The 14579-nt window shown below is 65.7% G+C and carries 11 protein-coding genes and 2 pseudogenes; 6 read left to right on the top strand and 7 right to left on the bottom strand.

Features of this window, described 5'->3' with window-relative positions:
* The first annotated feature begins 18 nt into the window (after positions 1 to 18).
* Positions 19 to 1080, top strand: a complete 1062-nt coding sequence (locus C2865_RS34325; RefSeq protein WP_106402824.1) for a DUF1214 domain-containing protein — start codon at positions 19 to 21, stop codon at positions 1078 to 1080.
* Positions 1081 to 1198: 118 nt separating this feature from the next.
* Here the strand turns inward: C2865_RS34325 and C2865_RS39725 are convergent.
* A pseudogene (locus C2865_RS39725) lies at positions 1199 to 1442 on the bottom strand (hypothetical protein); the annotation flags it as partial.
* Between the two features lie 292 nt (positions 1443 to 1734).
* On the opposite strand from C2865_RS39725, the gene C2865_RS34320 reads away from it, so the two are divergent.
* On the top strand, positions 1735 to 2976 hold the full coding sequence (locus tag C2865_RS34320; protein ID WP_106402823.1) for an IS256 family transposase: 1242 nt from the start codon (positions 1735 to 1737) through the stop codon (positions 2974 to 2976).
* A 154-nt stretch (positions 2977 to 3130) separates the two neighbouring features.
* Here C2865_RS34320 and C2865_RS34315 read toward each other — a convergent pair.
* Both C2865_RS34315 and C2865_RS39720 read right to left on the bottom strand, forming a co-directional pair.
* Positions 3131 to 3916: pseudogene (locus C2865_RS34315) on the bottom strand (IS5 family transposase); the annotation flags it as partial.
* 214 nt (positions 3917 to 4130) lie between these two features.
* Positions 4131 to 4691 (bottom strand): hypothetical protein, encoded by a 561-nt coding sequence (locus C2865_RS39720; RefSeq protein WP_157964016.1) that lies wholly within the window; start codon positions 4689 to 4691, stop codon positions 4131 to 4133.
* A gap of 667 nt (positions 4692 to 5358) precedes the next feature.
* On the opposite strand from C2865_RS39720, the gene C2865_RS34310 reads away from it, so the two are divergent.
* The 3 genes from C2865_RS34310 to C2865_RS34300 are packed head-to-tail and all read left to right on the top strand — an operon-like array spanning position 5359 to position 11082.
* Entirely contained in the window at positions 5359 to 10188 is a 4830-nt protein-coding gene (locus C2865_RS34310) for an HD domain-containing protein (protein WP_106402822.1), read from the top strand.
* On the top strand, positions 10178 to 10486 hold the full coding sequence (locus tag C2865_RS34305) for a hypothetical protein (protein WP_106402821.1): 309 nt from the start codon (positions 10178 to 10180) through the stop codon (positions 10484 to 10486). Before C2865_RS34310 ends, C2865_RS34305 begins: the two co-directional genes overlap by 11 nt.
* Positions 10483 to 11082, top strand: a complete 600-nt coding sequence (locus tag C2865_RS34300; RefSeq protein WP_157964015.1) for a hypothetical protein — start codon at positions 10483 to 10485, stop codon at positions 11080 to 11082. The genes C2865_RS34305 and C2865_RS34300 overlap by 4 nt, the downstream gene beginning before the upstream one ends.
* A gap of 1287 nt (positions 11083 to 12369) precedes the next feature.
* Here the strand turns inward: C2865_RS34300 and C2865_RS34295 are convergent.
* The 4 genes from C2865_RS34295 to C2865_RS41650 form a co-directional block, all read right to left on the bottom strand.
* Positions 12370 to 12876 carry a hypothetical protein gene (locus C2865_RS34295; protein WP_106402819.1) on the bottom strand — a complete coding sequence of 169 codons (507 nt, stop codon included), beginning with the start codon at positions 12874 to 12876 and terminating at the stop codon, positions 12370 to 12372.
* 3 nt (positions 12877 to 12879) lie between these two features.
* Positions 12880 to 13230: a class I SAM-dependent methyltransferase gene (locus tag C2865_RS34290; RefSeq protein WP_157964014.1), complete on the bottom strand. Its 351-nt coding sequence runs from the start codon at positions 13228 to 13230 to the stop codon at positions 12880 to 12882.
* An 86-nt stretch (positions 13231 to 13316) separates the two neighbouring features.
* Positions 13317 to 14204: an aminoglycoside phosphotransferase gene (locus tag C2865_RS34285; protein WP_106402817.1), complete on the bottom strand. Its 888-nt coding sequence runs from the start codon at positions 14202 to 14204 to the stop codon at positions 13317 to 13319.
* 18 nt (positions 14205 to 14222) lie between these two features.
* On the bottom strand, positions 14223 to 14348 hold the full coding sequence (locus tag C2865_RS41650; RefSeq protein ID WP_269802768.1) for a hypothetical protein: 126 nt from the start codon (positions 14346 to 14348) through the stop codon (positions 14223 to 14225).
* A gap of 12 nt (positions 14349 to 14360) precedes the next feature.
* Here C2865_RS41650 and C2865_RS41145 point away from each other — a divergent pair.
* Positions 14361 to 14579 (top strand): hypothetical protein (locus tag C2865_RS41145; RefSeq protein ID WP_232835957.1); only part of this gene is annotated, 219 nt, incomplete at its 3' end.

Raw genomic sequence — 14579 nt, 5'->3', positions numbered from 1 at the left:
AGCGCAAGGGAGAAACACTTGAATGCCACCTGGGACAAGTTCTGCGCCGATTTGCTCTCGCTCGGCAACATCCTGTCGGACGAGATCGTCCCGCAGGACCCGCTCACGCAGGCCGAGGGCGTTCGCTACCTGAGCCGGCTCCTGCGCTACGCCACCATCAACTGCGTGGAGTACACCGATCCGCGCTGGCCGCAGTTCACCTCGGCGCCGAACCCCAACATGATGACCAAGATCGGCGCCGACAACCCCGACAACGTGTACATGCGCGCGAACATCTCGGGCCGGTACGGCTACCGGATCACCGGGACCCGGGGAACGGTCCCGCTGCTGACCTTCGGCTCCCGCGTGAACCGGTACCACATCGACGGCACGATGACGCAGACGGGCGATCTGCACGGCCACGACCTCGAACTCGACGAGCACGGCCGGTTCTCCTTCACCGCCTCCGTCGAGAAGCCGGCCACGGGCGCCTGGCTTCCGCTCGCCCCGGACAGCAACCTCATCTCCGTACGGCAGACCTACCGAGACCGCCCCAACGAGGTCCCGGCCGAACTGTCCATCGAATGCCTCGACCCCGATGCCGAGTTCGATCCGCTGACCCCGGAGCAGATGGAGGGGCGCCTCACCAACGCCGTCAACATGGTCCGCGGCACCGCGAACACCTTCCTTGAGTGGTCGCGCAAATTCCAGCCGCACGCCAACCAGATCTTCGACAGGGGCCAGGACCAGTTCCAGAACGCCGGCGGAGACCCCACGATCTTCTACCTCCACGGCTACTGGAAGCTCGCCGAGGACGAAGCCTGGGTCATCGAGACCGAAGTCCCGGACTGCGAATACTTCAACTTCGTGCTGCAGAACTTCTGGGTGGAGTCCCTCGACTACCACCGCACGAACATCTACATCAACAACCACACGGCCAAGCTGAACGAGGACGGCACCCTCACCATCGTCGTCGCGGCCAAGAACCCCGGATACGGAAACTGGATCGACACCGACTCCCACACGGAGGGAACCTGGGCACTGCGATGGATCAAAGCGGAATCCCACCCGATCCCCACGAGCAAGGTCATCAAGCTGTGACGGAGCGCTTACGGGCCCGTTCAGCGAACGGCTCCGCCCGCGATCAGCGGTAGCTCTCCGCGATGCATGGAAGAAGGATGCGACGGCGGAGGCGGTCAAAGTCGCCTCGGCCGTGCATCTATCTCATGAACCGTTCGGTGCGGGTATCAACGCCTTCGGTGCGATCGTTGCGGAAGGACGGCGTCGACCGCGGCACTGTCAAGGTCGACGCCGGTGAGCATGCCGTGCAGGTGAGGTAGGTCGGCAGCGCGGGCGTCGGCGATCCCGGCGGTGAGCCGCGCGTCGTCCCCTTCTGCGGGGGTGAGGAGTTCGGCGAAGACCCCGATGAGGCGTGGCGGGTTGGCGGTCACCCAGCACGCGGAGTGCGAGCCGGACCTCGGCGAGGGTCTTGTCGCACAGAACGGCGGTGTTGCTGTACAAGCACTGGTGTGGGGAGCGGACACGCGGCCAGCTCTGACGGGCCTCGCCCTGGCTCCCAGCTATGCCCGGTCGCAGATTAGGCACGAGCGCCACCTTCGTGCAGGCCGAGGGGACTGCCGGTTGCGTCCACGGGGGTGGTGTATGAGTTTCCCCAGCTCAGGGGTGTCGTCATGACATGAGACGGCCATCGCGTGATCCTTCGAATCGACCAAGAACCGAAGGAGAAGAAACGCGATGGCCGTGAGTGACAGTGTGGACCCTGGCCGGTGGCTGGTGGAGCAGATCGGGGCTGGTGAGCCGGATCTGTTGCGGGCCATGGTGCAGACCATGGCGAACGCTTTGATGTCGGCCGAGGCCGATGCCGTGTGCGGGGCCGGCTACGGCGAGCGCAGCAACGAGAGGGTCAACTCCCGCAACGGCTACCGGCCCCGCGAGTGGGACACGCGGGCCGGGACCGTGGAGCTGGCGATCCCGAAACTGAGGTCGGGCTCGTACTTCCCCGAATGGCTGCTGGACCGCCGTCGGCGGGCCGAGCAGGCGCTGGTGAGCGTGGTGGCGACGGCCTACCTGCTCGGCGTGAGCACGCGCCGGGTCGACAAGCTGGTCGAGCAGCTCGGCATCAAGGGCATCTCCAAGAGCCAGGTCTCGGAACTCGCCAAGAGCCTGGACGTGCAGGTGGAGGCGTTCCGCAGCCAGCCGCTCGATGCGGGTCCTTACACGTTCGTGTGGGTCGACGCCCTCACCCAGAAGGCCCGCGAAGGCGGCCGGATCGTGAACGTCCACGTGCTCGTCGCGACCGCGGTGAACGCCGACGGGCGCCGCGAGGTCCTCGGCTGCGAGGTCACCTCCGGCGAGGACGGTGCAGGCTGGCTGGCGTTCCTGCGCGGCCTCGTCGCTCGCGGCCTGGCCGGGGTTCAGCTGGTCGTCTCCGACGCCCACCGCGGCCTGGTCGACGCGATCGCCGCGACCTTGCCGGGCGCCTCCTGGCAGCGGTGCCGGACCCACTACCTGCGGAATCTTCTGACGAAGGTGCCGAAGTCTTCTCAGCCGTGGGTGGCGACCCTGGTCCGGACCGTGTTCGACCAGCCCGACGCCGCCGAGGTCACCGCCGCCCATGCCCGGGCCGTCCTCGCCTTGGAGGCCAAGCACCCGGCCGCCGCCGAACACCTCGATCAAGCAGCCGCAGACCTGCTGGCCTTCGCGGCGTTCCCGCGTGAGATCTGGAAGCAGATCTGGTCGAACAATCCCCAGGAACGGCTGAACAAGGAGATCCGGCGACGGACCGACGTCGTCGGGATCTTCCCAGACAGGGCCAGCATCATCCGCCTCATCGGCGCGGTCCTGATGGAACAGACCGACGAATGGACCGAAGCCCGCCGCTACATGGGCCCGGAAATCCTCACCAAATCCCGCCTGCGAATGATCCCCGGCCAGCCGGGGCAGGAAGACCAGCAGCCAGCGGCACTGACCGCTTAACCTGCACCAACAGGATCACGCGAAGATCAACTCTTACACCACCCTGCTGGACGTGACCGGACTGCCACTCCTTACCGATCTGGATGCCCCGGAACCAGCCGCGCGCACGAGCACAGTAGAGAGTTCCGATGACATTAAGAGGTCCTAACAAAGTGCGGGCGAGGCGTCTCCAGCAGATCAGGGATGCGCCCAGGAGCAGGAAGGCCTCGTGGATGTCGTCGCGGATCTCCCAGCGGATGCGCAAGCGTCGGAACCAGTGCAACAGGCCGATCGTGCGCTCCACGACGTAGCGCTGGGCACCCAGCCCGGAGCCGTGCGGGGTGCCGCGGCGGGCGATGACGGGCTTGATGCCGCGCTGCCACAGCAGCCGCCGGTACTTGTCGTGGTCGTAGCCACGGTCGGCCAGCAGCCTCTCTGGCCTGCGGCGGGGCCGTCCCACCCGGCCGCGCACGGGCCGGACCTTGTCCAGCAGCGGGACGAGTTGGGTGACGTCATTGCGGTTGCCGCCGGTCAGCGACACGGCCAGCGGAATGCCGCCGCCGTCGGTCAGGACGTGGTGCTTGGAGCCCGCTCGGCCTCGGTCGACCGGGCTCCGGCCGGTTTTGGGCCGCCCTTCAAAGCCCTGACGTGCGAGCTGTCGCTTCCCCGCCCGCGACCAGTCCAACTGCTTCGCGGTGTGCAGTTCCACCAGCAGCGCCTGGTGCAGGGCGTCCCACACGCCGGCCTCGTGCCAGTCCCGCAACCTGCGCCAGCACGTCATGCCCGAGCCGAACCCCAGCTCACTCGGGAGGAACTCCCACCGGATCCCCGTGTGCAGCACGAACAAGATCCCGCACAACACCTTGCGGTCGTCCAGCCGGCGACGGCCCGGGTGGCGCCTGCGCCGCTCGACCTTCGGCAGCAGCGGCTCGATCCGCTCCCACAACCCATCAGAGACGATCCACGGGGGTTGCTCGCCCTTCTTCACGAGGCCACCACACAGCAGGCCGTCACCTGATGTCGCGAGATAGAAGCATTTTGTTATGAGCTGTAAGAGTCAAACGAGTAGCGTCCAGGCCGTCCACCGCTGTCCAGCATTGTTGTTAGCACCGGCGTTAGCAAGCTCCTCGTCGGTTCTCGCGAGAACTACAAGGCTCGCCGTTGCGGGGCAACTGCTACCGGGTGCGGCGTAGCCACCAAGTCCAGGTGTCATATTCACCGTCGTTGTAGGTGTGGCGGCCGGTAATCTTCAGGGTTTTCGCCGTACAGGTGTAGGGACCGCCGTACAGGTGGCTTTCAGCTCCGTCCTTGGCGGTCTTCACGAGGTTTCCCTTGGAGAGAGTGCCCGGCAAGTTGATCTTGTAGGTGGCATTGCCAGTGGCCGATGACGGCTTGGCCTTGATGGTGCCCTTCTTCGCCCCGGTGATGCGTGCCTTCATCTTGAGTGTCTTGCGGTAGGTGATAGTGATAGGGGGCACGTCGTCATCCCATGATCCGACCATCAGATCTGTTGACCCATTGAAGTTCCAGACCATCGAGGTCTTGGAGATCTTGAGCTTGGTCCGCTTGCGACCGCTGCTCGGGGTGGGAGGGTTACCGCTGCCCTCACCTGCGTATCGGGTGACCGTCCATGAACCGATCGCGCAGCTGGCGGCGGCCTGGGCGGATTCAGCGAGAGCAAATAGTGCGCCACCTGCAGCAACGGCCACAGTCATCCCTATAAGCCCGACCTTCATCAGCAACCTCCACAGATCTGAACGGCCGACGCAATCTATCGGAATCTGCAGACACGCACCTTCAAGGCAGACACCTCGTTACAAGACGGTTGTGACGGCCCTGAAGATAGAAGAAACAGAGAAGCCCTTGTGTGCTTTGCTGTTTACAAGCAAGATCAGAACCATCTACCCTCGTACAGATCCGTCCCCCAGCCAGCGCAGCTGCACTTCCGCGGTCCACCCCTGTCCATAACGATCCAGCCTCAGCGTTAGCATCGCGTTAGCAAAATCAGCAGTGCTTCTCTTCGGGCTATCCCGCCTTCGCCCTCAGACAACAGCTGCAGAACGTATCGATCGAGAAAGAGGTGCCCGCCTCCCGGGCCAGCAGATTTATGGCCTCGGCTCTAGACTAGCTTTGAGCGGCGTACTCGCTTCGCCAAGGGGCTTCTTCTGCTTGAGCTCGGGTGTGTAGAGCGGCAGGTAGAAGACCGTTAGCCAGTCCCAAGCTGGGCGTGGACAGCGGACGTAGGGGGCGCCTGGACTCTCACCGCAGCAGGCCCAGCTCCATAACCACACATCCAAAAAGGGAACCGACCCTGACCGAAAATGACCCACAGACCGTTTCCCGTTCCCATGATTTGTTGAATAGAATGCCCGTTCGGCGCTCTCTCGGCAAGGACGGAGTCACTTGGGCGGACACTACGCGCTTCTCATAGGAGTTCCCGAGACGCCCGCCGACCTCTTCGAGCCGCTCGGCGCGACCGTCCGTGCGGACCTCGACGCGATGCACGACGCGCTCACCGAATCCGGCTACGACATTGCGTACTGTTCCCCCGACCACGATCAGCGGGAGCAGCCGACCCGTGGTGCGATTCAGCGCGCGATCAACCATGCGTGCCGCGAGGCACCTGAGGGAAGCGTCCTCCTGCTCTATTTCAGCGGCCACGGCATCGCCGTCGACGGCGAAAGCTACCTCGTTCCGAGTGACGTCTACCCCGACCTCGACGACGACCAACGACCCGACCGGGGAAGTCTGATCCCCCTCGTCCCCCGGGCCGTAGAGAAATGCCGCGCCGCGCTCATCGTTATGATTATCGACGCTTGCCGAGACGGCGGAACGGGCCTCGGTGGCGGCACCCTGCGCTTCCCCCCGGCTGGCGCATTCGCGCTCGTCACCAGCTGCGCCGACGGCGAGACCAGCAGCTTCAACGACACCGGCAGCTACTTCACCCAGCATCTCAGCGAAGCCTTGGCTCGGCGCGACCCCGCCCGGACCCTTCGCGAGGTTTTCGACACCTCGATCGCGGGTCTTTCCCGCCACCTGGCCACCACTGATGCCGACCCGCAGAAGCCTCAGATCCGGTGGGCGGTGGACGGAACCGAGAGCGCTCTCGCGATCTGCGAAGGAGATGAGGTCAGGACCGCGTGGCGGCGGGCCGTCGAGAACTCACCGCTGTGGAACCGTGCCCGCTGCGATCCGGCCGCCATCGCACCTGTCCGGGCCGCCGTCGTCGACGTCATCGAGAAGGCCGCCGAGGACTGGCAGGACGCGAAGGCATTCCTGAGCGCGCGGACTGGCTTGGACGACCGCTGGTCCACCCCCCGGTACCCTATTCGGGTCCTCACCGCGCTCGCCCAGATCTTCCCGGCGGAAGCCCGCCTGTCCCCGCAGGAACTCGGCATGGCCATCGCCGTCCCCTTCCTCCGCGAGTCGATCATGTCGGCGGGGTTGCGTGACGCCGCGGTCATCGAACCGACGGACTTCACCCGGAGGTTCACCGGTGGGCACCGGGACGACCTCGAACTCACCCATTCGATGTTCGAGCGCGTATGCCGCCGCGCCGACGGACTCGCCAATCGCGGCCACACCAAGGCACGCAACGATCTTGCGCTGTGGCTCGTCCATCGGTGGCTCATCGCGCGACCCCGCCTCTGGGAGGGGCCCGACGCTATCGAAGCTGGACGACTGCTGTCCTCCTCGCTCTCCTCCGCGGGAGCCCAGCGGCCGTTCACGAGCGGGGAACTCGCGTCAGTCACGCAGGCGCTGATGCACGCGGTCGGCTCCAACGCCGACGATCCTCGGCTCCTGGAACGCATCGCCCGGCCCGGTTTCACGCCCGAGGCCCGATCCCTGGCCGCGCTGCTCGCCGTCGCCGGAAACATGGCCGTGGACGCCCGCCGCATGCCCACCGTCGTCGCCGACCACATCGGAATCACCGACGAGCTCCCGCTGTCGACCCTCCAACGCGCCATCGAGCATCTTTCCTGGACAGAAGAGGGCGAGGTCCTCGCGCTCGACGCGGTCTGCAACCATCCCGCGGTCCACCGGGCCTTCGAAACGGTCGTTGCGACAACCGAGGACGCCCGGAAATCATTTGCGGTAGAGGCCCGCACGTCCTTCGCAGCTATTCCGGGCAGCGACCCCGGTCTTCTCTCAGCCCTGCCCGCCGGATTCACGGACGGCAGGCTGCGCCCCGAGCACCGCAACGACGAGAAGCTCTATGAGCTGCCGCTCCTGGCGTTCCGCCTATCCGACGAGAAGATCCGCGAACTCCTCATGGGCCGCCAACTCTACGGCGACCCGTCGCTCGCCGTCCGTGAGCTTTACCAGAACGCGCTGGACGCCTGCCGCTACCGGCAGATGCGCCGCCAGTACCTGACTGCCCTTGGCAAGCCCCTCGCGGACTGGAGAGGGTCAATCTCTTTCACGCAGGGGGAGGAGAACGGCCGCGCCTACATTGAATGCTCCGACAACGGCGTCGGCATGACCGCCGGCGCCCTCAAGAACACATTCGCAAACGCTGGCGAACGATTCGTCCACCGCCAGGACTTCCGGTACGAGCAGGCTCTCTGGCAAGAGAGGGACTCGTCGCTACGCCTTGTCCCCAACAGCCAGTTCGGTATTGGCGTCTTCAGCTATTTCATGATCGCCGATGAGATTGAGATCACCACCCGGGCCGTCCGCGACGACGACCAGCCTGGAATCGACGCATCCCACATCCGCATCGCCAGCAGCGGCAGCCTCTTCCAGATCACGAGGGCTGGCGGCGTCCCCAGCGGCGGCACAACCATTCGCCTCTACCTCACCAGTGAGACCGAGGTGTCCGCCCTCCGCACCCTCCGCCATCTCCTCTGGCTGTCGGAATTTCAGGTCCAGGTCAACCACCACGGCACCGGCGCCGAGACCTGGCTGCCCGAGGACCTCCACCCACCCGGCGGAACCGGTGCCGAGACGCTCCGTCACGGCGCTGACTTCTGGTGGGTTCCCGGCGAAGGGGGCCTCATCGCCGACGGCATCCGCACCAACCAGAAGATCGACGGCCTCGTCATCAACCTCCGCGGCGAACACCGCCCCCGCTTCACGGTCGACCGCAACTCCCTTCAGGACTGGGACAAGCCTTGGGTCGAAGCCCAGATCCAGGCTGCACTCCCGTTTCTGCTCGACTGGCCCGAACTGACCTTGACATGGTTGTGGAAGGTCACCGATTCGGCCCCCCGCGTGGCCCAGTCCATCTACCGGTTCCTCGTCGCCGAGCAGCACCCGACGCCGCTAGGCGGAAGCCGGGGGGATGCCCGCGCGCCGCTGACCGAACTCGGCTGCCTGCCGTTCGATCACATGATCGTTGGCATCCAGAGTTGGGGGTGGCACAGTGCGGATCGCCGATGGCTGCTGGCATGGCGGCAGGGCGTCTGGGCGCAGGTGGCGAACGTCAGTGCAGAACGCCATCTACCCGTACCGCAGGACCTGGCAGGATTCCCCGCAGCAGGGCCAGAGGACTCAGCGGCTCTTACTAAGGTCTTCACCGCTAACAGCCGACGCGATGCTCCACCGAATTTTCGGCCGACCGCCGCCTTGCTCCTCGAAATGTTCGAGAAGCAGCACGATGAGCCGCCCTCGGCGCTGCGGAGGCTGCGCCGATACGCGATCACCGGTCTGGACGTCTCGTGCCTGCGTGAAGTCCCTCTCCCCGAGCATCCCTTCGACGAGGACGAGCGATTCCTCTACAGCGCTCTGGCGGCGTGGTCTGCTTCTCCGTCGGGATGGCCGGACGGCCAAGGACTCGCCCGCGCTTCCCAGCGTTTGAATGTGCCGGTCGCCGAGACGATCCGGCGAATAGAGCAATTGATCCCCGGGACGCCTCCGATACCGCTGGACACAGCCACACTCCCCCTGGAGACCGTCACGGCCGCTGACCTGCGGCTGCTCCACCGGGCTTGGGACAGCGGCAGCCGTGTCATCGGCCCACGCATCGCCGCTGGAGCGAGCGCTGATCTCGATCTTCCGCTTTCTGTAATTCTGCCAATGTTCCGGCGCCTGGCGGGCTTCGGCTGCGAGATCCCCGATGATCACGCTTATCCGGAATCCCCGACTCCGACCGAAATTGAGGCGCTGCGTTACATCCCGAACTTCGGGGCCGAGCTGACAGAGTTTGAATTCGTTGTCTTCGCGGCCAAGCTTGGCCGGCCAGCACGCAGTGTCGCCGATGAACTGGAAAGACTTCAGAATTTGGGTTTCCTCGTCCTGCCCGATCTCGGCGACGCCGTGGACGAACAGTTCTCTGAGGCCGAGCAGAACATCCTCTCTGCACGGTTTCAGGAATACGCGAACCACATCCGATATCGTCCCGGAGCTTGGAACGTCGTTGATCAGCTTATCGATTCGGTCGGCGTTCCCGAGAGTCGCAACCACGCGAAAGACAGGGGCGAGCACCAGCGGCTTCTGCGTATCTGTGCGCTCAAGCGTCCTGTTTCCGCAGCAGAACTACTCGATGCCAGCCTGACCTTGGGGTCCAATTTCACTGAAGCCGTCAAGCACTACCAGGTTCTCTTCCCCGGGACCGCTGACCTGACGGATATTCCTGCCGTTGCCCAGGCATCGACCGTGCGCTGTGACAGCGCTGCTGAGTCACACGCGCTCCTAGGCCCCTGGAGTTCCCGCAGCTATAATTGCGAGAGGCTCACATGGCGGCTCACACCCTGGGATATCGTGAGGGGTTCCCAGCTCGCGCGATTGTCGGTCGGAGAGTTCCTCGACGACCTGGCCCGCTTTCGTGTCCTCGGCGCTCCTGTCCCCGAACTCGCCGAAGCCGAGCAGAAGACGCTGGCCTCATACGTTCCCGACGCCTATGACATCGCCATGCTGACGAGCGTCGTTAACTATGGAGATTCCGTCCCCATCACCCGAGTCGACTCGTTCTATCTCTTGCAGACGGCTGGGCAGTTCGGATGGACCGTAAAGTATGCGGATGAGAGATTTGCGCGGTTCGTGCCCTTGGGGTTGGAATTGGGATATCCGCGGGACGCATGTCTGGACGAGATCGTGTACTGGCAGGACCTCCTAGCCGTCACAGAGTGGCTGGACGGGCAGGCGCCGGTGGTCAGCGGGCTCGTGGGGCGGGAGCACGTGCGGAAGGCAGCGGAGGACCTGGAGGAGTCGGAGGAGAAAGTGGTGGAACGGCTGCGGAAGTATGCAGGACTGTTCGGCTATCGCATCAAGAAAGCCACTGATGGCGATTGAGAACCACCAGGCGGTGGAGTACGAACGTCGGAACCACGGGCTGCTGACGGCGTTCGTCGTCAACGCTTTGAGCGACGGCCTCGGGTACAGCGTGACGGGCGAGTGTCCGGGATGTGGCGCGCACATCCGTCAGGAGATGACGTTCGGGCTGATGGGAACGAAAGGGACGAGGCGGCGACGGGTGCCGCAGCCGGGGCCACGGACGGTGATCTGCGACTGCATGAGGACTCACCCGGAGAAGCCGCCGGAGTTCTTCGACCAGGGGTGCGGTGCGCAGTGGCAGGTCGTGCTGCCGTGAGCGCCGACATGTACCACTGGGCGCGGAAACTGCACGAGATTCGATTCGGGCAGCTGGAGGTGGCGCGGCGGCAGGCGGAGAGTTGGCGAACGGGCCTGGCTGGGCTGGCGACACTCCTCGGGGTCGTCCTCGTCGTCAAGGGGCGGGACGGGTTCAGCGGGGTTGCGGGCGGGTGGCGGTGGGCAGCGGTTGTGTTCCTCGCGCTCGCACTGGTGCTGCTGGTGGCGGCGGCGCTGTTCGCGCTGTCAGCCGCCCACGGCTCGCCGGCCGACAGCGAGATCCTCGGTACGCCGGAGGACCTACGGGACTGGACGCGTGTCGAGGTCGAGCGAATCGGCCGATTCTTGCGACTCGCCCTGGGCCTCACCCTCGCCGGGGTAGCAGCCGTAGTCACCGCTGTCGGCGTGACGTGGCTGGCTCCGGCCCAGGAATCGTCCGGGACGCTCGTGCAGGTAGACGTCAGAGACGTTCGGCACTGCGGGCGCCTAGTATCAGCCGCGAACGGGGAGATCGTCGTCGCCGTGGAAAAAACGTGGCACGTTGTCAGGCTGGATGATGTTACCAGGCTGGAGACCGTCGAGAAATGCCCCGCCTGATATGACTTTGGTCCAGCACCGGGCCGGTACGGTTTCAGCTGGGGGTCTTGACATTCCCGGAGCTGCCGCGTTCATTCCGTGGCGTCTGCGTCGCAGCAAGCTGCGCGAGAACTGGGATGCCAGCTAGATGCGTATCCTTCAGAAGCCCATCGTTGTCTTCCATTCGGGATAGGAGCGACCCGCTCGTCCTTTCTGCGCATCTTCAACCGACCCGCTGAGCTCTCACCCCCGTACTCCCCGTGGGGGTGCACCGCCCGGGATCCCTACAGCCGTCGCCTGGATCAAACCGGTAACGGCGAACCAAAACGCTCTCCTTCGCTTCTGGAACCTGAGCCACTGAAAGGCAACCCGTAACCGACGTGAAGGCTCATATTCGGGACGTACCGCCTACGGTCATCCGCTCCCGCAGAAGCGCCCTACCCGGTTCTACCCGTGTCCGTCCTTGGCCCCTGTGGTCTTCCTCGTGAGCCGGTTGCATGGCGATAGATGGGCCGACCGGGCGTCGGGACCGGCCGGAACAGGCCGCACGCCCGGCGGCGGGTCGGCCCCGCCCGCCAGCGGCGGGCGGCTTGAAACCCGTAAGGAAAGTTCTCATTCAGCGCGGCGGGCTGTCGTTGTCCCGTCCCGGGAGATACTTGACGCCCCTGTCCCACCAGATGCTTGACGGGTGCTTGTTCGGCTTGGCTGTAGCGTGTTCGTTTGCGGGCGTTGCACAGGTCAGGGGCCGGGATCGGTGCTGGAGGTGTTGTCAGAGGTCCCGGTGACCGAGGCCGCCCTTCGGACAGGGGCGTCGCGTCAGAGCGTGCATACCTGTATGAAGCGCTTCACCAGGAAGGGCTTGTTGGTCTGGCCGACCGGTCCAAGCGGCCGGCCTCGTCTCCGGGGCGGATGTCCGCCGGGATCGAGGCCGTGGGGTGTGGGATGCGGCGGGAGCACTCGCAGTGGGGGCCTGCACGGATCGTCTATGAGATCGGCCGGGCCGGGCTGGAGCCGGTCCCCTTGCGGATGGGCATCTACCGGGTTCTGATGCGCTCGGCCTGGCGGAACAGGCAGGCGCAGGCGTCGGAGGGAAGATCCTCGCAGGGAGAAGCGGGATGCTCCGATGGCGCTGTGGCAGATGGACATCGTCGGTGGCGTTCTGCTGACCGATGGCATCGGGTGCAAGCCGTCATCGGGATCAGTGAACGCTCGCGGTTCTGCGTGACCGCCTTGGTCGTTCCCCGAGCTCCCGAGGAAGTGCTGAACGGTGGAACAAGCAGTTCATCGACTGGTTCGGCCCACGGCGGTTCAGATTCTCCAGGTTTCGAGGGGTGCCAGGTCGCTTGCGCGTAGGCCCTGGTGGGGGTCCGGTTGGATCAGGAGGGTCGGGGTTCCTGAGGTGGTGCGGTGGGCTGCCCAGGTGTGGTCGGCGGGGGTGAAGTCGTCGTCGATCCAGATGAGGGGGTGGTCGCCGATGTAGGGGGTGACGGTGTCGCGTTTCCAGAGGTAGCCGTTGGGGTGGCTGGTGGTGATGGACAGGAGTGGTAGGTCGAGGTGTTCCCAGGTGGGGAGGCCCAGGGGATGGCCGATGAGGGGGGCTGAGTCGGCGCGCCAGCTGGAGCACCACAGCGGGGTGAGGGGGAGGTCGGCGATCGCGTTCAGGAGGAGGCGGCCGGTGGCAGGGTTCAACCAGATCTTCACGGGTTCGTCGTGACCCGTGGGGGTGACGAACTGAGGCTGGAAGCCGACGGGGATTTCGCCGTTGGGGGCGGGAAAAGGGATGTGGACGCCATCGATGTCGCAGAGCAGGTACATGTGTCATCTCCGTCGGAGGATGAGGACCAGGTCGGTGTCGTCGCTCTCGCGGAAGGTCAGGGCGAGCAGGCCTCCGGGGCGTAGTGCGTGGGCTGTCGCGGTGAGCAGGGGTGCCGGGGTGCTGAAGGAGAAGGCGCCGAAGATCGAGAGGCATAGGTCGAGGGAGGCCGCGGGGCGGGAGGCCAGGTAGGTTGCGGCGGCGGCTTCGATGAAGGTGAGGCCTGGGAGGGTCCCGTACGTGTGACGTGCTCTTTGGATCTTGGCCGGATCGTGGTCGATGCCGAGACCGTGGACTTTGTGGGAGACGACCAGGTGGGCGAGGTTGTGGCCGCCGCCGCATCCGAGTTCGGCCACTCGTTTTCCTCGTAGGTCTCCCAGGAGGGAAAGGGGCGGGCCGAGGCCGGGGGCTCGGGTCCATGCGAAGTGGTCGCGGATCCGGCTCAGCCCAGCAGGTCGACCGCTTCGGTCAGGTGACGGGTGATCGCTGTGGTCCATGCTTCTTCCGCTCCGTCCGCCCAGCCGATGGTCAACTGGTAGGTGAACCAGTCCGCCGCCCAGACCCGGTGCCAGCCCAGAGCCCAGCGGGCTGCGGGCAGCCCTCCGCGTTCCTCTGCCGCTGAGGCCGGGCCGCCTGCTTTCAGGTAGTCCTCGATCAGGCTGGTGAGCCGTTCGATGTCGGGCTTGTCGAGGGTTCCGTGCCAGGACGCGAGGTCCAGCAGGCCGGGACCGCGGAAGGCTCGTGCGAAGTCCAGCAGATGAACCCCGCCGTGTCCGACGTGGAGCGAGGTGGGGTGCCACTCCGAATGGCACAGCCCGAACGGTGGCGACTCCGCTCCCTCGGCTCGCCGGGATGCGACCTTGTCCAGGGCCTGAGCGGCTTCTCGCATGGGATCCGCCAGGTCGAGCCGCCGGAAACGATCGAGCATCCGCCCTGGCATCGCGGCCAGCCCCTGGGCGTCCACTACAGGAAGGGAGCCGGTTTCACCGACCCGGTGGACTGCCACCGCCCACGCCGCGCCCTCCTGGTCAGTGGCCTCCCGGATGACCGGTCCCAGGTCGTCCAGCAGCATCCCCAGCAAATCTCGCGACCGGACGGCACCCAGCCGTCCGGGAACGGGGAGGCCCGCGTGCTCAGCCACGTCCAAGGCGGCGTGCTCATTCATGAACGGTCCTTCGGCGTACTTGAACACCACCGAGGTCCCGTCCGCCAGGTGAAGGCGTTCCACACCCGATCGGGCCCAGACGCGAATCTCCTCACGAGCGGTCGGCGGCGAGGGAAGACCACCCAGCAGCCGGTCCAGTACCGCCTCGACTTCGGTGGTGTCCATGTACGGCTCCTTCGGGACTTATCGGGTGACCCGGCAGGCTTCGACGGTCGCGATCCAGGTGCTCTTCATCCTGGCCAGTTCCTCGCGGAACTTCTGGAGCGGAGCGCCGTAGGGGACGACGGCGCCGCCGGTCTGGTCGGGCACCGACTGGCAGCCGTGCACGAGCCGGCCGCCGAGGGCGGTGTGGGCGCGGACGAGTTCGAGCCGCCGGGTCTCGTTGAACCAGCCGCCGTGGTAGAGCTCGTCGAGCAGGTCGCCTTCCTCGTCGGACAGGTCGAAGACGGCGCGGGTGGTGGAGGTCAGCTTCTCGGCCCTGAAGGGCCGAGCTTGCAGCTCTTCACCACACCTGGCCGGTGTGGTTCAGGCCGCGTCGTC

The organism is Actinocorallia populi (assembly GCF_002995495.1).
Lineage (GTDB): Bacteria > Actinomycetota > Actinomycetes > Streptosporangiales > Streptosporangiaceae > Actinocorallia > Actinocorallia populi.
The sequence above is the reverse complement of the archived record's forward strand: the minus strand, read 5'-3'. Positions and strand labels throughout refer to the sequence as shown.

Bases quoted from the DNA above. Each gene is read 5' to 3' on its own strand.
- C2865_RS34320 (WP_106402823.1), top strand. From the start codon at position 1,735: ATGGCCGTGAGTGACAGTGTGGACCCTGGCCGGTGGCTGGTGGAGCAG.
- C2865_RS34285 (WP_106402817.1), bottom strand. From the start codon at position 14,204: ATGGACACCACCGAAGTCGAGGCGGTACTGGACCGGCTGCTGGGTGGT.
- C2865_RS39720 (WP_157964016.1), bottom strand. From the start codon at position 4,691: ATGAAGGTCGGGCTTATAGGGATGACTGTGGCCGTTGCTGCAGGTGGC.
- C2865_RS34305 (WP_106402821.1), top strand. From the start codon at position 10,178: ATGGCGATTGAGAACCACCAGGCGGTGGAGTACGAACGTCGGAACCAC.
- C2865_RS34295 (WP_106402819.1), bottom strand. From the start codon at position 12,876: ATGTACCTGCTCTGCGACATCGATGGCGTCCACATCCCTTTTCCCGCC.